This window comes from Streptomyces sp. SCPE 10 (assembly GCF_051980735.1).
In the GTDB taxonomy this organism is placed as follows: Bacteria; Actinomycetota; Actinomycetes; order Streptomycetales; family Streptomycetaceae; genus Streptomyces; species Streptomyces misionensis.
In genome coordinates, this window is the sequence record NZ_CP197069.1 from 7,307,904 (window position 1) to 7,324,989 (window position 17,086).

The following is a 17,086-nucleotide window of genomic DNA, read 5'->3' on the forward strand; positions in this document are numbered from 1 at the left end:
CACCCGGAAAGGCTCGCATGAACCATCGCGAAACCCGCGTCCTGCGCCTGGACGCGCTGGCCAGGGTGGAAGGCGAGGCGTCCCTCCACCTGCGCGTCGAGGGGGACGCAGTCGCCGAGACACGGCTTCGCATCTACGAACCGCCGCGCTTCTTCGAGGCATTCCTGACCGGTCGGGGCCACACCGAGCCGCCCGACATCACCGCTCGTATCTGTGGCATCTGCCCGGTCGCCTACCAGATCAGCGCCTGCCGGGCGATCGAGAACGCGTGCGGTGTCACGGTGGACGGCCCGCTCGCGGAACTGCGGCGTCTGCTGTACTGCGGCGAGTGGATCGAGAGCCACACCCTGCACATCTACCTGTTGCATGCCCCGGACTTCGTCGGCCGTGCGGACGTCGTGGAACTCGCCCGCGATCAGCGTGCCGCCGTCGAACGAGGCCTGCGGATGAAACAGACCGGCAACGCGATCCTCGAACAGCTGGGCGGCCGCCCCATTCACCCCGTGAACGTTCGGATCGGCGGTTTCTACCGGACGCCTGCACCGGATGAACTCCGTCCACTGGCGGAACGGCTGCGGCAAGCCCGGGAGGACGCGCTGGAAACCGTCCGCTGGGTGGCGGCGTTCGACTTTCCGGACGCCGTATGTGACCACGACCTGTTCGCACTGCGTGATCCCGGCCGCTACGCCATCGACTCCGGAACACCGGCGGTCATGACCGCCGACGGCCACGGCGGGGCGCCGAGCGAGTTCCCCCTGTCCGAGTTCGAACAGCACGTCCGGGAAGCACAGGTACCCCACTCCACGGCCCTGACGGCCACTCTCGACAGCCGCCGCTACCTCACAGGTCCGCTGGCCCGCTACGCGGTCAACGGCCGGTGGCTGCATCCTGTGGCCGCCGAGGCGGCACGAGAGGCCGGACTGGGCGACCCGCTGGCCGGCGCCGTATGCGACAACCCCTTCCGGAGCATCGTTGTACGCGCCGTGGAAGTGGTACAGGCCATCGAGGAAGCCGTGCGGATCATCGACGGGTACGAACGACCTCCCCGGTCGGCTGTCGAGGTACCGGCACGCCAGGGTGTCGGCTCCGGAGCCACCGAGGCGCCCCGGGGCCTGCTGTACCACCGCTATGCCCTCGCCGAGGACGGCACGCTCACCGAGGCCCGCATCATCCCACCCACGGCCCAGAACCAGACGGCCATCGAGGAGGACGTGCGCAAGGCGGTCCAAGCGCGACTGGATGCGGCCGGGCCCGCCGCCGACGACGAAGAGCTCACCCATCTGTGCGAACGCGCCATCCGCAACCACGACCCCTGCATCTCCTGTGCCGCCCACTTCCTCGATCTGACCGTGGAACGTCGATGAACAGCCGGGTCGTGGTGATCGGCGTGGGCAACACCCTGCGCGGAGACGACGGGGTCGGCCCGGCGACAGTGGAGGCCTTGCGGGACCGTGTCCCGGACGGAACCGTCCTGACGGTCAGCGACGGCGAACCCGCACGGATGCTCGACCTGTGGCGCGGTGCGGACACGGTGGTTGTGGTGGAATCCCTCCGGGCACGGCCGGCCCGGCCGGGGGAGCTGCACACTCTGACAGCGGCGGACGCTGCCTCCCGGACAGCAGCTACGGCGAGCACCCATGCGCTCGGTCTGGGGGAGTGCCTTGCGCTGGCGGAGGTACTCGGACAGCTGCCGCAGAGGCTCGTGGTGTACGCCATGGAGGTGGCGGACGTCGAACTCGGCGCGCCCCTGAGCGAAGCGGTGCGGTCGGCGCTCCCCGAACTGATCGAACGGGTCGCCGCTTCCGTTCGGCAGGCCTACGGATCGAACCACGAGGACTAGGGCCTCTCGTTTGGATCTTGCCGGGCTCGCGGGCCCTGGCACCGCGCCTCGCGGCGTTGTCGTCGGTTGCCATGGCTCCGCCATGTCGCCCTCCTCCGCCTTGCGATGCACGGCACCAGACCCCGCTCCCTGATCCGGCCTGATCCAAACGAAAGACCCTAGGTGTGCTGTCCCGGGCGATCAGGGAGATCAGCGGTGTGGCCCCGGGCACGGCCACGTCCACGCCCCACCGCTGGTCGAAGAGCCAGGCGTTCTCCTCCTCGTTGACACGCGCGGCCACTCGTCCCACTCCGGTTGCGATGACGAGGCCGCAGGCGAGGACTCCCGCGTGCTCGAGCAGTGCCGGCTCGCAGGCGTCCCCCACTACGTCGCGTACGTGCGGCAGGTCGCCGAGTTCGGCCAGCCGGCCCTCGTCGTTCTCGACGAGGGTGACGTCGTTTCGGGCGGCGGACAGTACCTGGGCGATCCGGGTGCCGAGCCGGCCCGCGCCCGCGATCAGGACCTTCACGTTCCGAGCTCCTTGCCGAGGAAGCCGCTCAGCCGGGCGAGAGCCGTCGCGGCGACGCTGAAGGTGACCAGGTCACCGGGCTCTGCCAGGACACCGTGGGCGGGGAGCAGTGAGCGACCGGCACGGGTGATCTCTACGACCCGGATCTCGCCGTCGACGTGTCCGCGCGGCTCGGGTCTTGGATGCGGGCGAGGACGATCGGGACGCGGTACGTCTCCTTGGCGGTCCGCGCGCTGACGATGTGTGGGGGTGTCTCGCAGATCCGGTGGCGCCGTCGTCGTCACGTCGGTCGACGGTCCGCCCTCGCGCAGGACGGCCGTCGCCTGCCGAGCCGGGTCAGGGCTCATGCGGGGCTCCGGTCTCCGAAGGGGGCCGGGCGGCCCTGCGTGGTGGGCGTGCTGACGATCGGCGACGGAACGTCCGACAGGCCACCTCCAGGTTGCGGTCATCGCCCCAGAAGCCTTCATGCGACCACTCCTCAGTGCCCGATGCTGTCCGCTGGGGTGTTCAGAGAATGTCGAGCAGATCGGCCACCGGCCGACGTGGGCTCGCGGGGCCTTCGGGGCCGTAGCCGAGCCTGATCACCATCTGGACGTGTGCCATGGACGAGAGGGGGTCGCGGACGGCCCACCGGATCTCAGGCCATTCCAGGGGCTGCGAGGTGACCGAGGCGACGAGGCCGTCGGTGGTGGCCCGAAGCAGCACCCGCTCCAGTGCCTGACCGGCCACGAGCCAGTCCACGGGCCCGTCGCGAGCCGTGCCCAGCAGGGCGATGTTCGGGTTCTTCTCGAAGGGCGCCCAGCCACGGCCGGGCATCGCACGGCCGACGGCGAAGTCACGTACAGGAGCCGAGGTGCCGCGCTGCCGGGGACCGAACGCCTCGCCAGGGATACCGTCGGTCATCCCAGCGGCATGGGGCAGCCCCGTGTGCGTCCAGCGCGCCGTTTCCTCACGCACGTCCGGCGCGAGTGCCTCTCTGCCCTCTGCGTCCCGCACCAGTTCCAGGATCGACTGCGCATGCCATGCACCGGGGAACAACAGCTGGGCCCCCTCGTCGCCGGCCGCTTCGGACAGCCCCTCCCGCATCGCGCCGGGGATTTCCTCGTCGCGGAAGGGCAGCCGACTGGAGTGGCGGCGCCGGATCGCAGCGCCCAGCCGAGCGAGCATGCCGTCGGGTGGTGCGGTGCCGCACAGATGTACTTCGGCGAGGAAGTCCGGGTAGGCCGAGTCGGGCAGCAGGCGGACCAGGGGCGCCAGGCCCGCTGCCGCGGCGGCCACGCGCAGGTTCAGCAGCGCGGCGCCGCAACCGATGTGCAGGCCCCGATTGTCGGGATCGGCCCGCGGCATGGTGCGTTCCGGATCGGCGTACAGGCGGAGCACGCCGATGTCTTGCAGGTAGCGGAAGGTCCAGGGCTGTGCGTTGTGCAGGGAGGGCGCTGCGGCGGCGTCCGCCACGAGTGCGGTGACGGTCTTCACGTCGGGGGGTTCTGCGGTCATGGCTGCTTCCCTTCGTGCCGGACCTGGGTTTCACCCCGGTGCCGGAACGGCGATGACAGGGCAGGCGGCGTGGTGCAACACGCCTTGGCTGACCGAGCCCAGCAACATGCCGGTGAAACCTCCACGGCCCCGGGTTCCCATCACGAGACCCAGGGCGTGCGCCGAAGCTTCGGTGAGAACTTCGACGGGATGCCCGAGGACCACTTCGTGACGCAGGTCGACCTCGGGGAAGCGGGCATGGCGGCCTGCCGTGATCTCGGAGAGCAAGCGGCGGCACTCCTGCTGCGGCTCGTACTCGTCGAAGATCCGGAGCGGTCCGGGCTCCCAGACGAGCAGGGCCCGCAGCTCGGCGCCGCGCAGGGCCGCCTCCTCGAACGCCACGTCGACAGCGGCGGCGGAGTGTTCGCTGCCGTCGACGCCGACGACGAAGTAAGCCGGCTCCTGGGTGATGTGTTCCGGCTCGGGAACGACCACCACGGGACAGTGCGCACGGGCCATGACCGGCAGGGCCACCGAGTGCGAGCCGAACACCTCCTGCCTGCGGCTCAGGTGGCGACATCCCAGCACTACGGCGGCGGCGTCGCGACTCTGCTCGCGCAGCACCCACACGGGGTCGCCCTCCGCGAGCAGAGACCCCACCTCGAGCTGTGGGTGCCGGGTCGTGACGAAGACCGCGGCCTCCTCCAGCACCTGCTGGCCGGCTTTGTGCAGCGCCTCGTTCCACTCCTCCCACGACGGGGGGACTTCCCGCCCGCGGTAGCCCCCGGTGGGCATGCCCTCGACATGGACCAGGCGCAACGGCAACCGCCGACGGGCGGCCTCGTCGGCCGCCCAGGCCGGCGCCATCCGATGGCCGGGGTCAGGATCGAGACCCACCACGATCGGCCGGCGGTCAACGGGCCCGGACATGGCCGTCTCCGATCACCAGATGGCGAATGCAGGCATCAGGACCTGGGAGGTACAGGGGCACCCGTCCACTGTCGGCCCAGCGCACGCCGTAGGGCGGACTCCCGTCCGCGTGCTGGAGGCCGACGATCTCGCCGTCATGTGCGACGACTCCGGCCGCGGTCCCCCGTACGACGATCTCGTCGCCGACGCGGGCGCGCATCGAGGCGCCTGTCGCCTCCATGCCTGTAGTCGGTACGGCCTGGTCGTTCTTCGTCAGTGGTGCGGGAGCGGGCATCGCCCTCGCCTCCTCCCTGCTGTGACGTGGAGGGAACGCCGCCGCCGTCTCCATGGAAGTCTTCGGGGCTGTCGGCCTGCCAGGGGCCATTGGTCCCCGGGACGGCCCTGTCGACCCTGCGCTTGCACGGGCACGGTCGGTGTGTGCGCCGAGGAGGGACTGGTTCAGCACGTACCCCGGCCGGGTGGGGGCGCGGACGACGAGGCTGAAGGTGGCTGGGGCCCGCATGTCCTCCCGGAGGTAGGGCATGGCCATGGTCACTTCGTAGAGGTCGGTGGTGGCGACGTCGGACATGGTGATCGCCGCCGAGTGTCTCGGTTTCCTGGTGTCCGGTCTGACCGCGACCGCTCAGGACGAAAGGGACCTCAGGTCCCGGGCGTGGGCCGTTCGGCCGCAGGGTCACTCTGGCCGACGGCCCATCGGCGCCGAACCGCTTCTTCGTGTTCCGTTTCCTCCAACGCCAGCTCTGCTGCCGCCAGTTCGTTCTGCAGGCGAGGAATCCAGTGCTGGCGCAGTGCGCGGAGCCGCTGCCGCGTCCGTACGGCCTCGGACGCCAGAAGCTCGGCGGCTGCCTGGTGGGCGGCGAGTTCCGCCGCGGCGCGGGCCGCGGCACGGTAGGCCGTCTCGGCGTGCGCGAGGGCGGTGTTGGACGGGGTCCGTTCCCACGGGGAGCGGACGGGGTCTGTCCAGCCGACCGCTGCCGGGTGGCGCACGCCCATCAGCACGCCCCACTGGACGTCGACGCGTGCCCGCTCCACCGGCGCTGCCTCGGCCAGCGCGCGTTCGCCGCCGAGCAGCACACCTCGCACCAGCCATGTTTCCGCCTCGGCCAGCTTCCGTCGCCATACCAGGCCCGCGTCCTCAGCCGCTCGTCGTGCCATGCGCTCCCGGTCCAGCAGGAGCCGGAGCTTGCGTTCCAGGAGGTCCGCCCCGCGCACCGCGGTGGCGAGGCTGCGACGCAGCCGCAGGCGCCCGGCGCGTCCGGCCGGGACCCGGCGCGCCCGCGGACTCATCGTCCCTCCGGGTTCTGCGGCGGAGCGTGGGCGTCGAGCAGGTCGGCCGGAAGCATGCCGAGCTGGCTGCGCGGCAGAGTCAGCAGTACCTCCCAGGCCCGGTCCAGCGAGTCGTCCAGCGACCGGTTCTCGTCGACGCCTTGCGTCAGGAACCGGTGCCGGAAAGCGTCCTCGAAGTCCAGATGGCGCAGATCCGTCGGGCTGAGCGCCGAGCGTCCGATCAGGTCGGCGAGCTGGCGCACCTGCCGGGACCGGGCCAGCGCGGCGATCAACTGTGCCGCGACGGCGGGATGGTCCGCGCGGGTGCGTCCAGCTCCGGTTCCCTTGCGCATCAGCCGCGACAGCGAGGCCAGCGGATCCACGGGCGGATACGTACCTGCCGCCTGCACCTCGGCGGACAGCACGATCTGGCCTTCCGTGATGTAGCCGGTGAGGTCCGGGACAGGGTGGGTGATGTCGCCCGCGGGCATGGTGAGCACCGGCAGGATGGTCACCGACCCCGGCCGCCCCCTGATGCGGCCGCAGCGTTCGTAGAGGGACGCGAGGTCGCTGTAGAGGTATCCGGGATAGGCCCGGCGGGCCGGAATCTCGCCACGCGCGGCGGACACCTCGCGCAGCGCCTCCGCGTAGGCCGTCATGTCCGTCATGACCACCAGGACGTGACGACCCACGCTGAACGCCAGGTGCTCGGCCACGGTCAGGGCGAGTCGCGGGGTCAGCAGCCGTTCGATCACCGGGTCGTCGGCGGTGTTGAGGAGCAGGACCAGTTCCCTCGCGGCCGAGCGTGCCGCCAGCCCGTCGCGGACGGACACCGTGTCGGCATGGGTGAGTCCCATACCGGCGAACACGACGGCGAACGGCTCACCTCCGCACGTCGCCTGAGCGGCGATCTGCACGGCCAGTTCCAGGTGCGGCAGCCCGGCCGCCGAGAACACCGGCAGCTTCTGGCCCCGCACCAGCGTGGTGAGCACGTCCACGGCGCCCACACCGGTGAGCACCGCATCGTTGGGCGGTTCCCGGCGTACCGGGTTGATCGGCGCGCCGCCGACCAGGGCGTACGACCTGCCCAGCACCGGTGGACCTCCGTCCGCCGGCTCGCCCCGCCCGTTGCACACCCGTCCCAGCCACCCCGCACCGACCGGGATCCGCAGTGGCGTGCCGGAGAATGCGACGCGGGTGCCGGTGCGGTTCATGCCGGCCGTATCTTCCAGGACCTGCACCACCGCCATGTCGCGATCCACTTCCAGGACCAGGCCGTGCCGTCGCTCACCGGATTCGAGGGCGATCGTGGCGAACTCGTCCCACCCGACCCCGCTCACCCCCTCGACAAAAAGAAGCGGACCACGCAGATCCCGCACCCCCGCGTACTCGATGCCCACGGCGCCGGTCATGCCGCCTCCTTGAGCCGGGCCAGCACGGTGTCGCGGGCCGCGGCCACCGGAGTGGTCTCGGCGGGGCCCGCCGTCTCGCGCGCCCGCAGCAGAGGGGTGAAGTCGACGGCTTCGACGGAATCCGCAGGAATGCCGGAGTCCACCAGTTCCAGGCAGCGGTCGACAACCGTCAGCACGGCCTCCACCAGGGCCGCCGTCTTCTCGGGCGCACTGTAGGCGTCCGCCGGGGACAGCGCGTTCTGCTGGATCGCAGCCTCGCGCAGCAGCCGGCCGGCGAGCACACTGATCCGTTCCCGGGGCGGCAGCGCCGTGATCCCGACCAGCTCGACGATGTCGGCCAGCCGGTCCGCCTCCGCCAGCTGCCGCACCACACGGGCACGCCGCTCGGCCCACTCGGCGTCACCGGCACGCGCATGGGCGGCGGCCAGCGTGGCGGCGTCCCGGGAGAAGGACTCCGACCAGGACACGGCCGGGTAGTGGCGTGCGTAGGCGAGATCGCGGTCCAGGCTCCACAGGCAGCGCACCAAACGCTCGGTGTGCGCGGTGACGGGCTCGGTGCGGTCACCGCCCGGTGGAGACACCGCGCCGATCACGGTGACCGAGCCGGTCGTCCCGCCGAGGGTGCGCACGGCGGCAGCCCGCTCGTAGAACGCGGCCAGTTGCGAGGCGAGTCCCGCCGGATAGCCTTCCTCGGCAGGGAGCTCGCCCATACGGGAGGCGAACTCGCGCAGCGCCTCCGCCCAGCGGGAGGTCGAGTCGGCGATCAGAACGACGTCGAGGCCCATGTCGCGGAAGTACTCGGCGACCGTCGCGCCCGTGTGCACGCCGGCCTCGCGGGCCATCATCGGCATGTTCGAGGTGTTCGCGATCGTCACGGTCCGTTCGGCCAGACGGCCCCCAGTACGCGGATCGGTCAGCTCCGCCAGCTCCTCGATGACGTCTGCCATCTCGTTGCCGCGCTCGCCGCAGCCGACGTAGACAATGACGTCGGCGTCACACCACTTGGCGATCTGCTGCAGCAGCATGGTCTTGCCGGTGCCGAAGCCGCCGGGCACGGCGACCGTACTGCCACGTGCCACCGGGAAGATCAGGTCGACGGCCCGCTGCCCGGTGTTCAGGGGCACGTCCGCCGGCAGCCGCCGCGCGACCGGTCGGGGTCTGCGCACCGGCCAGGACTGCGCCATCCGCACTTCCTGGCCGCCCACCACGGCGAGCACGCCGGTTGAACAGTGATCGCCGGCCGCCGCGATCCAGGTCACCTCACCCGACAGGTCCGGGGGGACCAGGAGGCGCAGCGGCACGCCCGCGTCGATCTCCCCGAGAACGTCACCGGCCGCGAGCGGCGCCCCCTCGGCCACTCGCGGAGTGAACGACCAGGTGCGTCGGTCCGGTTCAGCCGTCGTCGGTCCGCTCGCCGGGAGAAGGCCGCCGCTGCCGGCCAGAGGGCGCAGCAGCCCGTCGAACACGGCGCCGAGCAGATCCGGTGCCAGCCGCACCGACAGGGGGCGGCCCTGGGGCTCCGCAGGGTGCCCGGGGGCCAGCCCGCCGGTGTACTCGTACGCCTCGATGGTGGCCGTGTCGCCCTGGATGGCGACCACCTCGCCCGGCAGCCGGGCGGCACCCAGCACGACCAGGTCGTGCATGGCCACCGTGGGCGGACAGGTGATCTCCACGAGAGGACCCGCGACGCGGAGGACTCGTGGGCGGTCCGCGCCGTCCGGCGGAGCGCCGGGTGTGATCCGCGGAAGCGTATGCCTGCCCGACGAGTCCGACGAAGGGTTGCCGCGGCTGGTCATGCCGGCTCCCACAACGCCTCGGCCCGGGCACCGAGCCGGTCCAGGGCGCGATCGGCGAGGGCGTCCGCAGACAGGTCGACCCGGCGGCCGGGCACCTCGGCCGTCACCCCGCCCTGCGAGGCTGGCGTGACCCTCGCCTGCGGACCCAACAGCTTTCGTGCGGCCTGCGCGCAGCGCGACCGCAGAGACGCGTCCTCCGTGAATCCCCTTCGCACGCCTGCGTGGACCGCAGCCCTGAGTGCCGCGTAGACCTCGGCCCTGGCCGCCAGTTCCGCCGCCCAGGCATCCTGGACCGCCCGCACCCGTTCCCGAGCCGCCCCGGCGGCACCCTCGGCACTGCCGAGGTCCCGGGCCCGGGCGAGCACCGCCTCGGCCGTGGCGCGGGCTGAGCGCAGGGTTTCCTCCGCATCGGCCCGAGCACGGTCCCGTACAGCGTCGGCCGAGGCCCGTGCCGAGCGCAGCAACTCGGCGCGTACCGGGCTCAGCGCGTCCACGGGAGCGGTCATCCGGGCATCACCACCGTCAGCGGCCTGGACGGGTCCGGCGCCGTCGCCGCGCCGCCCAGCGCTTCGGCGGCCTCAGCCGTGAGGATCACGAGGCCGACCGTGCGGGGCAGCGTCCACCAGGCCCGGCGGACGGCGTTCGGATCCTCCGCAACGAGCACGTCGACCCCCGCCAGCGCCAGGCCGGACACGCTGGTCCGTGTACCGATGGCGGCCACAGTGGCCATCGTCATGCCTTTCCGATCAGCAGGATCGCGACCACCAGCCCGTACACCGCGATGCCCTCCGCCAGACCGACGATCACCATGGTCCGGCCGAACATCTCCGGCCGTTCGCTCAACGCGGCCAGTGCCGCGGCGCCCGTGTAGGCGACGGCTATCGCGGCTCCTATCGACGCGCCGGCCACTGCGATAGCCGCCCCGATCAAGGCGGAACCGTTGACCCCTCCGGATCCGGTGGCCTGCGCCGAGGCCTGTGCCGGCCCCGTCAACGCGGTGGCGAGGACGACCAGGGCGCCGCCCAGGAGGGTGAGGTTCGCGGCGAGCAGCCAGCGGAAGGCGTGTCTGGTCCGGCGCTGCCGCAGCAGCCGGACGGCGCCGAGCACCGCGACCAGGACGGGAAGGGCGATCAGCCAGGTGAGCATGGGATCACCTTCGTAGCGGGATCGGCAGGCTCCGCCGGGGAACGTGCCAGGGACGGAACGGACGGCCCTCCCTGTCGAAGAGCCGGGAGAAGAGTTCGTAGAACTCCAGCCGCAGCGCCTGCACACCGGCCACCAGGGCTTCCAGACCGAAGGAAACGGTCGTGCCCACGACAAACAGTACGGCGGCGCCCGCGACTCCGGCGGCCCCACGCCCGGCCAGGCCGGTCGTTCCGCGCCACACCAGATCCGCGAGAGCGGCATGGGTCAGGCCGAAGGCGGCCAGCCGGGCGAAGGAGAGCGTGTTGGTGCCGGTCCGCACGACGACGTCGAACAGCCGTACCGCCGTCTCGGCGAGTCCCGCACCACCGCCCGCGGTGGCCCGGAACAGACCGGACGCCACCAGCGCCAGCCCGGTCACGGCAAGGGCGGCTCCGGCGACGGCCGGAGCCTGCCGGTGCAGGACCACACCTGTACCGGCCAGAGCGAGGCCCGGATAGAACATCAGCCCGGCGCAGCCTGACGCCGCGTACAGGGCGGAGCCCCAGCCGCCCTCACGCACCCGGTTCACCGCTCCGGCGGCGTGTGCCAGGGCCAGCAGACCAGCACCGAACACCACGGCGGCGGCCAGCAGACGGGCGGGACTCTCCAGCGGGCTCAGCCACAGCACCGGCAGCAGACCCGTGGGCCCGAAGAACTCGCCGTAGGCGGCCCCGGCCACCATGGAAGCGACGCCCGCACCCGCGAGGAACGGCCACAACCGGCCCAATCCGGCCAACCGGCGCGGCCACCCGAGGCGCAACGCGACCGCGCCGAGCACCAACAGCGCCCCGTGCCCCACGTCGCCGAACATGATCCCGAACATTGCGACGTAAGTGAGGCCCGCCGGCCACGAGGGATCGACGTCCGCGTAGGCGGGCGTACCGTACGTGGTCACCAGCGGGGTGAAGGAGGCGGCCCGGCCCGGCCGCAGCAGCGTCGGCGGATCGGTTCCGCGCGGAGACGGCAGCGGCAGCAGCGCGCCTCCCGTAGCGGCCAGCCGTCCCGCAACGCGGGGTACCTCGGCGGCCGGGCACCACCCGGCCAGCGCGGCCACCTCTCCCTGCCGTACCGCGCCCTCCGCGCGCTCCTCCAACTGGGCCTCGCCCGCCAGCAGTGCGACTTCTTCCTCGCGTTCGAGAAGGTCGAGATCGGGCGCGGCGGCGGCCAAGAGCGCTGTCCGGGCGCATTCGGGGCCGACCGTTGCGCCCCGTCCCCGCAACCGCTGTAGTCGCACGGTCGCCGCCCCCGGAGCCGCTTCTTCGGCGCGGTCCAGTTCCACGCAGCCCTCCTCGGCGATCCGCACCAGAGCGGCCCGCAGGGCCGCCTGCGGCACGATCACCGCAACACGGCGCATCCGGACCGGCGTCACCGCCTCAGACCAGGGCATCGAACACCTCCCCGGGCCGTCCTCCGCGCGCCGCCGACTCCAGCGCCGCCCGCACCCGCCAGGCGTCCACGGACAGCAGCGCCACCGCACCGACGACCACCCGGGGCCCGTATCGGGCCTGACGCACCAGCGCCGCGCCGTCCGCCTGCACCGTACGCCACCACCGCGCCTCCGCCCGCCACAGGTCACCCGGCTCGTCGATGCCCTCCAGGACCCATGCCGCGGACGGAGGCAGACACGCGCGGAACTCCTCGTACGTGGCGGCGGCCGTCCCCCGCCTCCCCAGCAGCCGCGTCGCATCGCGCAGCACCGGCTCCTCAAGGGAGCGCTCATGCACGAACAGCTCACGAGCTGCCAGCAGGACGGCGCGTCCCTGGGCCGAGCGCCGCGCGGGCGGTACGGCGACAGCGGTGCGGCGCGCGGCGGCCATCCGCATGCCGGTGACCAGGGCCCACGGCGTGTCGCCGCCCGGGTCGCCCCAGGGCGAGGCCGTGAGCACCGCCCGTGTCTGTGCGGGTGTCCCGGCGTGTTCCAGACTGCGCCAGGCGGTCTCCAGGGCGCCGAGCCGGTAGGGCTCCAAGGCCTCCGCGCGGCGACCGTCGGATGCAGGCAGCCGGGAGGCCACGTTGGCGATCTCGAACCCGGCGGCGAGCGGAACCAGCAGGCGGGTACCGCCCCGGGGCAGCCAGCCGGCCAGTACCCGCAGATGCCACAGTAGGGTGGCGGACACCGCCCGCTGCGCCTGGCGCAAGTCCGTCGCCATCCGTGTGTACCTTGCATAGGGCGTGGTCGCCAGGCGCTGCAGGGCGTCGTCGAGTGTCGGACCACACGCGATCTCCCGTGCCCCGTCGGTACCCGGATACCGGCCGACGAGGCCCTTTGCACGCACCGCTCCGGCGACCCACCCGGCACTCATGGCTCTTCCCGCTCCCCGTCTGTCAGGCGCAGGGCATCGGTCACAGCGATATCCACGAGACGGGGCATACGCTCCAAGGCCCGCTCGCGGATCGCCGAGGCAGTGCGGTCTCCGGCGGCGCGGAGGGCGGCCGCCTCATGCCGTGCCTCCCGCAGGTGGGGTTCCGCGGCCTCTCGGCGAACCTCGGGAGCGCGCTTCCGCGCGGCCTCCACCATGCCTGCCGCCTCTCGTGCGGCGTTCTGCCGAAGGGCCTCGGCCTCCCGCTCAGCGGCTGCCCGTATCTGCGCCGCCTCCTGCTGAACGCCCGCCAGCCGGGCGAGGGCGGGTTCCAGTTCCGCGGCGCGTTCTGCCGTACGGTCGGCGGGCACACCGGTGGCGGACGCTCCCGGCGTGCCCACCGGACGGAATCGTTCCAGGAAGTCCCGCAGGCTCATCGGCGGCCTCCTGCCGGTCGGCTGCTCTTCCAGTCTCACCGTTGCCGTTCCGGCCCGCATCGGACAGGGCCGTCATGCCGTTCCGCCAGGGCCGTTCGGCTCTTGGCACGGGAAGACGGGGCGGAAGACTGGGACGGTAGGCAACTCGACGGAGTCTGGAGGCCGCCGTGAACGAGCACGAGAACTTCTCCGCGGGGACCGAGGTCCGGCGTGATGTGCCCTCCCGCCCCTCCAGCCCCGGCGAAACAGCACGGCACGACACGTTGCTTCGCTATCTGGGTGCCGTGGCCACGGCCGCGGCCAAGCACGCGGGTACAGAAGCGCAGGCCCAGACGGCTCTGCCGAGCGCCACGGCCCGCCTGGCATCTCCGTCCGCCCCGCTCACGCCGCAGTCCGCATCCGCGTCCGGGCCGGGGCCGTTGCTGGTGCGGGACGTGATGGACATGCCCGCCGCCTCCCTGGGCGAAGACCTGCCCTACCGTGACATCGCCCGCACGCTGGCACGCGAGCACGTGGGCGCGCTCCCGGTCGTGGATGCCGAGGATCATGTGGTCGGCGTCGTCTCGGAGTCCGACCTGCTGGCCAAGGTCGCCTTCGAGGCATCCGGACACCGGCCCGGCCCCATCGGCAGGCTGCGCGAGCGCCGGATCCATGGCAAGGCCCGTGGGGACCTGGCCGCCGACCTGATGACAAGTCCAGCGATCACGGTGCTGCCGGGCGCGACCGTCACCGAGGCGGCATGGCTCGCCGCTCTGTCCCGGCTGAAGCGGATGCCCGTCACCGACCGCGAGGGCCGCCTGGTGGGCGTCGTACGCTGTGATGCGCTGCTGCAGTCGCTCATCAGGGACGACGCCGGTATCCGGACGGAGGTCGAGGCGACGATCGCCGCATGCTGCCCACCGGGTGACCGGGAAAACGTCGATGTGGCCGTGCACGACGGCATTGTGGAGCTGTCCGGCCGGATGCCCTCCGCGACACTGGCCCGGCTGGTGGCGGAGGTCGAGGAGATCTGCGACGTGGTCGAGGTGAAGAACCTGCTCACCGCCGCCTGATCCTTGCCGATCTTGCGGTTGGTCGGACCGTCGCCGGTCAGCGGGGGAATGTCGCGTTCTCGGGCTGAGAGGCCGGCCAGTTCAGGGTGGAGCGACCGTACCGCAGTGGGATCCGCTCGCAGGAAGCGCACGAGGCGGGCGGTCGTCGCCGGGGCGAGCATTGACTGCCCCGAAGCTGCCGGGGACCGCCCGGCCTGTGGAGGGCCCGTCCGGCCACCGCATTGCAGAGGGTCGGTCGGACCCCGAACGGGCCGTGTGGCCCCTGATGAGGCCGGCGCCGAGGCGTCACGCTGGAACCCTCGCACCGGGAGGTGGACACCATGTCCCGCACCGTCACCGTCGGCCTCGACGACTCGCCCGAAGGACGGGCCGCAGCGGAGTGGGCGGCTCGCGAAGCGCTGCTGCGTGGCCTGCCCCTGAAGATCGTGCATGTCCAGGAGCCGACGCCCAAGTACGTGGCCCGCACCCCGTTGCTGGACCTGGACGGGTACCAGCACTGGGCTCAGCAGTTCATACAGGAATCCGCGGAGGGGATCCGGCTGCGCCACCCGCGCATTGAGGTGATCACCGAGCAGCTCACGGGGACCGTGGCCGACGTCCTGTGCGAGGCGGCGGGCTTCGCCGAACTGCTGGTGCTGGGTTCCCGGGCGCTCGGTGGGATGGAGGGGTTCATGGTCGGCTCGGTGAGTCTGGGTGTCGTGGCCCGCGCCGAGCGTCCGGTGGTGCTGGTGCGCGCGGAGGAGCAGGCCGCCGACGAGCACAGGATGGATCCGGCAGGCGTGCCGTCCGCCGCGGCGCCTTTCCGGCCCGTCGTGCTCGGCCTCGACATCGATCGTCCGGACGACACGCTGCTGGAGTTCGCCTTCGACGCAGCCGCTCGTCGGGAAGCTGTTCTACGGGCCGTCCACGCCTGGTCCGAACCGCCCACGTCCTTTCACCGCTTCCCCGGCGACGCCGAACTCTGCGACACGCTCGAACGCGGACAGTCCTCCCTCCTGAGCAAGGTGCTGCGTCCCTGGCGGCAGAAGTTCCCGAACGTCGAGGTGATCGAGGCGAGCCGATGCGGCAGCGCCGCGCAGGTCCTCGTGAACGACTCCCGTGATGCCTCCCTGGTCGTCGTCGGCCGGCGCATCCGCACCGGCGCGTTCGGCGCCCACATCGGCCATGTCACGCACTCCGCCCTGCACCACGTCGCCGCCCCTGTCGCTGTCGTCGCGCACAGCTGAGCCGCCACCCCGAGGACGAGGTCCCACTCCTCGTCCCATCGGGACATGCAACGCCGATCGAGCCGTGCTCGTGCGTGAGCGCTCGCGCCGAAGACCGGAGCCGCGATGGCGAGGGGGCCGAGGGGCCCGGCGAAGGGCTGGATCGCGTACGGAACGGCCCTACGGTCCCTATGGGCTCCGAGCGCAGGAGCCCCGCAGCCGTTGCAAGCGTGGAAGGAGCGGAGTCCGTCACACCTCGTTGTCGTAGCGAAGCCGCCCTGCCACGAGCCGGTGGCCCGTGTACGTCGGCGCACGTCAGCCGGCTGTCTTCGCCGTGCCGCCCGTCTCGGTGAAAAGGACACCGGTGACCAGCTCGGGGCGGATGCGCACCGCCTGGTCCATGGGTTCAACCGGCACCCAAGGCGGCATCAGCCCATGGATACGCTCCAGTTCAACCGGGTCGGTCACCAGCTGGGCGTACCCCGTGACGACGACGCTCCAACCGAGGTGGGTGTCCGGGTCGATGGCATCGGCCTCGTACGCGACGACGACGCCCGTGCTGTCGGCCTGCTGTGCGTGAGACGTCAGCGCGGCACCCTCGGGGGTGCGAATGACGATGTCCCCGTCGTCCATGACGTGGCTGACCGGGCGGACGGTGGGCAGGGCCTGCCGGGTGAAGATGATCCTTCCCAGCGACACGCTGCCCAGCAACCGCAGCGCCTCGGCATGGTCGAGATTGATGCGCCGATGCTCTCGCATCCCACTGGCTGCCACGACGTGCCTCCCTCCGCTGTCAGGCCTGTCCAGGCCGACCTCGTGGAAGAAGTGGAGGGACCCCGGGTCGCCGCCGTGCTCGTCGCGGACGCCGGTGCCGACGTCCGGTCGGGCAGCGCGACCCTCGTTGACGGCGACCCGGACCAGTCGGCCCGCACCCTCCCGGTCGAGCGAGCATCGGGTTCTCCTCGTGCATCCGGTTCACCGCGGCGAGCAACTCCACGTCGCGCGTGTCGGCGTCGTCTCCCATCACCGTGCTTCCGTACATCTGGACGACCTGGCGGTGGGAGTCCCAGGCGAAGCGCTCGCTGCCGGCCGGCTTGGCCAGGCCGAGCACGGAGTCGTCGTTGAGACCGATGTCGAGAACCGTCTCCAGCATGCCGGGCACCGAGAAGCGCGCCCCGGAGCGGACGGACAACAACAGAGAATCGTCCCCCTGCCCAGGCAGCCGCCCGGCACCCGCCTCCAGCGCCGCAAGGTGACGGGACACCTCCGCCGGCATGCCCTCCGGTTCCTCACCGGCGGCCAGGAATGTGCGGCAGGCTTCGGTGGCGACGATGAGCCCCAGCGGTATCGGTAGCCCCACCCGGGCCATCTCCGCCAGGTTCGCGCCCCTGCCGCCGAGCCGGCCGCTCAGGTCACGGCCACTGCCCTGGAAGTCGTACACATAGCGGACCATGACGCCACTCCTCAGCTCTGAACGCTCCGTACCTCCCAGCCTGGAAGGGAGCGGCGCGCCGGGGCAGGTGCCCTCCGTCCCGCGGCGTGGGCCGACCGGCCCTGAGAACCGGCAACGTGGCCCGTCCGAGGACGCAAGACGGCTTCCTGTCATTGGCCTGGCCGCGCTGCACTATTTGACAGGCGATGGCTAATATGAGCAGTGACCGCGTCAGTCCCGACTCGTG

General features: G+C 71.9%; 17 protein-coding genes and 4 pseudogenes. 4 read left to right on the top strand and 17 right to left on the bottom strand.

The features are described 5' to 3' along the window. Window positions 1-17 precede the first annotated feature (17 nt). Together ACSP97_RS33105 and ACSP97_RS33110 are read left to right on the top strand one after the other, a co-directional pair. Window positions 18-1,364 (top strand): Ni/Fe hydrogenase subunit alpha, encoded by a 1,347-nt coding sequence (locus ACSP97_RS33105; protein WP_440555711.1) that lies wholly within the window; start codon window positions 18-20, stop codon window positions 1,362-1,364. After that, window positions 1,361-1,840, top strand: a complete 480-nt coding sequence (locus ACSP97_RS33110; protein ID WP_355529033.1) for a hydrogenase maturation protease — start codon at window positions 1,361-1,363, stop codon at window positions 1,838-1,840. Before ACSP97_RS33105 ends, ACSP97_RS33110 begins: the two co-directional genes overlap by 4 nt. Before the next feature lie 352 nt (window positions 1,841-2,192). Here the strand turns inward: ACSP97_RS33110 and ACSP97_RS33115 are convergent. The 14 genes and pseudogenes from ACSP97_RS33115 to ACSP97_RS33180 form a co-directional block, all read right to left on the bottom strand. After that, a pseudogene (locus tag ACSP97_RS33115) lies at window positions 2,193-2,348 on the bottom strand (NAD-binding protein); the annotation flags it as partial. After that, window positions 2,345-2,592, bottom strand: a pseudogene (locus ACSP97_RS33120) (TrkA family potassium uptake protein); the annotation flags it as partial. The pseudogenes ACSP97_RS33115 and ACSP97_RS33120, both read right to left, overlap by 4 nt. A 263-nt stretch (window positions 2,593-2,855) precedes the next feature. Beyond that, on the bottom strand, window positions 2,856-3,845 hold the full coding sequence (locus tag ACSP97_RS33125; protein ID WP_391871187.1) for an Acg family FMN-binding oxidoreductase: 990 nt from the start codon (window positions 3,843-3,845) through the stop codon (window positions 2,856-2,858). A 30-nt stretch (window positions 3,846-3,875) separates the two neighbouring features. Further along, window positions 3,876-4,754: a universal stress protein gene (locus ACSP97_RS33130; RefSeq protein ID WP_358274893.1), complete on the bottom strand. Its 879-nt coding sequence runs from the start codon at window positions 4,752-4,754 to the stop codon at window positions 3,876-3,878. Continuing rightward, a complete protein-coding gene (locus tag ACSP97_RS33135; RefSeq protein WP_358275051.1) occupies window positions 4,738-5,028 on the bottom strand; it encodes a DUF1918 domain-containing protein in 291 nt (96 codons plus the stop codon). Before ACSP97_RS33135 ends, ACSP97_RS33130 begins: the two co-directional genes overlap by 17 nt. 365 nt (window positions 5,029-5,393) lie before the next feature. Beyond that, window positions 5,394-6,041 carry a V-type ATP synthase subunit D gene (locus ACSP97_RS33140; protein ID WP_440555715.1) on the bottom strand — a complete coding sequence of 216 codons (648 nt, stop codon included), beginning with the start codon at window positions 6,039-6,041 and terminating at the stop codon, window positions 5,394-5,396. Next, a complete protein-coding gene (locus tag ACSP97_RS33145) occupies window positions 6,038-7,432 on the bottom strand; it encodes a V-type ATP synthase subunit B (protein WP_440555717.1) in 1,395 nt (464 codons plus the stop codon). The genes ACSP97_RS33140 and ACSP97_RS33145 overlap by 4 nt, the downstream gene beginning before the upstream one ends. Beyond that, window positions 7,429-9,105: a V-type ATP synthase subunit A gene (locus ACSP97_RS33150; protein WP_440555719.1), complete on the bottom strand. Its 1,677-nt coding sequence runs from the start codon at window positions 9,103-9,105 to the stop codon at window positions 7,429-7,431. Before ACSP97_RS33150 ends, ACSP97_RS33145 begins: the two co-directional genes overlap by 4 nt. 119 nt (window positions 9,106-9,224) lie before the next feature. Continuing rightward, entirely contained in the window at window positions 9,225-9,734 is a 510-nt protein-coding gene (locus tag ACSP97_RS33155) for a hypothetical protein (RefSeq protein WP_391871183.1), read from the bottom strand. Beyond that, complete coding sequence (locus ACSP97_RS33160) at window positions 9,731-9,964, bottom strand: V-type ATP synthase subunit F (protein WP_355529052.1); 234 nt, start codon at window positions 9,962-9,964, stop codon at window positions 9,731-9,733. The genes ACSP97_RS33155 and ACSP97_RS33160 overlap by 4 nt, the downstream gene beginning before the upstream one ends. Further along, window positions 9,961-10,374, bottom strand: a complete 414-nt coding sequence (locus ACSP97_RS33165) for an ATPase (RefSeq protein ID WP_355529055.1) — start codon at window positions 10,372-10,374, stop codon at window positions 9,961-9,963. The genes ACSP97_RS33160 and ACSP97_RS33165 overlap by 4 nt, the downstream gene beginning before the upstream one ends. Before the next feature lie 4 nt (window positions 10,375-10,378). Then, on the bottom strand, window positions 10,379-11,800 hold the full coding sequence (locus ACSP97_RS33170) for a V-type ATPase 116kDa subunit family protein (protein WP_440555722.1): 1,422 nt from the start codon (window positions 11,798-11,800) through the stop codon (window positions 10,379-10,381). After that, on the bottom strand, window positions 11,787-12,563 hold the full coding sequence (locus tag ACSP97_RS33175; RefSeq protein WP_355529061.1) for a hypothetical protein: 777 nt from the start codon (window positions 12,561-12,563) through the stop codon (window positions 11,787-11,789). The genes ACSP97_RS33170 and ACSP97_RS33175 overlap by 14 nt, the downstream gene beginning before the upstream one ends. Before the next feature lie 149 nt (window positions 12,564-12,712). Next, window positions 12,713-13,150 carry a hypothetical protein gene (locus ACSP97_RS33180; protein WP_358682268.1) on the bottom strand — a complete coding sequence of 146 codons (438 nt, stop codon included), beginning with the start codon at window positions 13,148-13,150 and terminating at the stop codon, window positions 12,713-12,715. A 167-nt stretch (window positions 13,151-13,317) separates the two neighbouring features. Here ACSP97_RS33180 and ACSP97_RS33185 point away from each other — a divergent pair, with 167 nt between their 5' ends. Then, window positions 13,318-14,202 (top strand): CBS domain-containing protein, encoded by an 885-nt coding sequence (locus ACSP97_RS33185; RefSeq protein ID WP_440555724.1) that lies wholly within the window; start codon window positions 13,318-13,320, stop codon window positions 14,200-14,202. 2 nt (window positions 14,203-14,204) lie between these two features. On the opposite strand, the pseudogene ACSP97_RS33190 reads toward ACSP97_RS33185, so the two are convergent. Further along, window positions 14,205-14,378 (bottom strand): annotated as a pseudogene (locus ACSP97_RS33190) (DNA-binding response regulator); the annotation flags it as partial. Window positions 14,379-14,522: 144 nt separating this feature from the next. On the opposite strand from ACSP97_RS33190, the gene ACSP97_RS33195 reads away from it, so the two are divergent. After that, complete coding sequence (locus ACSP97_RS33195) at window positions 14,523-15,428, top strand: universal stress protein (RefSeq protein WP_440555726.1); 906 nt, start codon at window positions 14,523-14,525, stop codon at window positions 15,426-15,428. Window positions 15,429-15,722: 294 nt separating this feature from the next. Here the strand turns inward: ACSP97_RS33195 and ACSP97_RS33200 are convergent, their stop codons facing one another. Continuing rightward, on the bottom strand, window positions 15,723-16,166 hold the full coding sequence (locus tag ACSP97_RS33200; protein ID WP_355529314.1) for a pyridoxamine 5'-phosphate oxidase family protein: 444 nt from the start codon (window positions 16,164-16,166) through the stop codon (window positions 15,723-15,725). A 250-nt stretch (window positions 16,167-16,416) separates the two neighbouring features. Then, a pseudogene (locus ACSP97_RS33205) lies at window positions 16,417-16,860 on the bottom strand (pyruvate, phosphate dikinase); the annotation flags it as partial. Between the last annotated feature and the right edge of the window lie 226 nt (window positions 16,861-17,086).

What these genes read in the sequence shown, in the direction of transcription:
- ACSP97_RS33105 (WP_440555711.1), top strand. Translation starts at nt 18, where the DNA reads ATGAACCATCGCGAAACCCGCGTCCTGCGCCTGGACGCGCTGGCCAGG.
- ACSP97_RS33110 (WP_355529033.1), top strand. Translation starts at nt 1,361, where the DNA reads ATGAACAGCCGGGTCGTGGTGATCGGCGTGGGCAACACCCTGCGCGGA.
- ACSP97_RS33125 (WP_391871187.1), bottom strand. Translation starts at nt 3,845, where the DNA reads ATGACCGCAGAACCCCCCGACGTGAAGACCGTCACCGCACTCGTGGCG.
- ACSP97_RS33130 (WP_358274893.1), bottom strand. Translation starts at nt 4,754, where the DNA reads ATGTCCGGGCCCGTTGACCGCCGGCCGATCGTGGTGGGTCTCGATCCT.
- ACSP97_RS33135 (WP_358275051.1), bottom strand. Translation starts at nt 5,028, where the DNA reads ATGCCCGCTCCCGCACCACTGACGAAGAACGACCAGGCCGTACCGACT.
- ACSP97_RS33140 (WP_440555715.1), bottom strand. Translation starts at nt 6,041, where the DNA reads ATGAGTCCGCGGGCGCGCCGGGTCCCGGCCGGACGCGCCGGGCGCCTG.
- ACSP97_RS33145 (WP_440555717.1), bottom strand. Translation starts at nt 7,432, where the DNA reads ATGACCGGCGCCGTGGGCATCGAGTACGCGGGGGTGCGGGATCTGCGT.
- ACSP97_RS33155 (WP_391871183.1), bottom strand. Translation starts at nt 9,734, where the DNA reads ATGACCGCTCCCGTGGACGCGCTGAGCCCGGTACGCGCCGAGTTGCTG.
- ACSP97_RS33160 (WP_355529052.1), bottom strand. Translation starts at nt 9,964, where the DNA reads ATGACGATGGCCACTGTGGCCGCCATCGGTACACGGACCAGCGTGTCC.
- ACSP97_RS33165 (WP_355529055.1), bottom strand. Translation starts at nt 10,374, where the DNA reads ATGCTCACCTGGCTGATCGCCCTTCCCGTCCTGGTCGCGGTGCTCGGC.
- ACSP97_RS33170 (WP_440555722.1), bottom strand. Translation starts at nt 11,800, where the DNA reads ATGCCCTGGTCTGAGGCGGTGACGCCGGTCCGGATGCGCCGTGTTGCG.
- ACSP97_RS33175 (WP_355529061.1), bottom strand. Translation starts at nt 12,563, where the DNA reads ATGGCGACGGACTTGCGCCAGGCGCAGCGGGCGGTGTCCGCCACCCTA.
- ACSP97_RS33180 (WP_358682268.1), bottom strand. Translation starts at nt 13,150, where the DNA reads ATGAGCCTGCGGGACTTCCTGGAACGATTCCGTCCGGTGGGCACGCCG.
- ACSP97_RS33195 (WP_440555726.1), top strand. Translation starts at nt 14,523, where the DNA reads ATGTCCCGCACCGTCACCGTCGGCCTCGACGACTCGCCCGAAGGACGG.
- ACSP97_RS33200 (WP_355529314.1), bottom strand. Translation starts at nt 16,166, where the DNA reads ATGCGAGAGCATCGGCGCATCAATCTCGACCATGCCGAGGCGCTGCGG.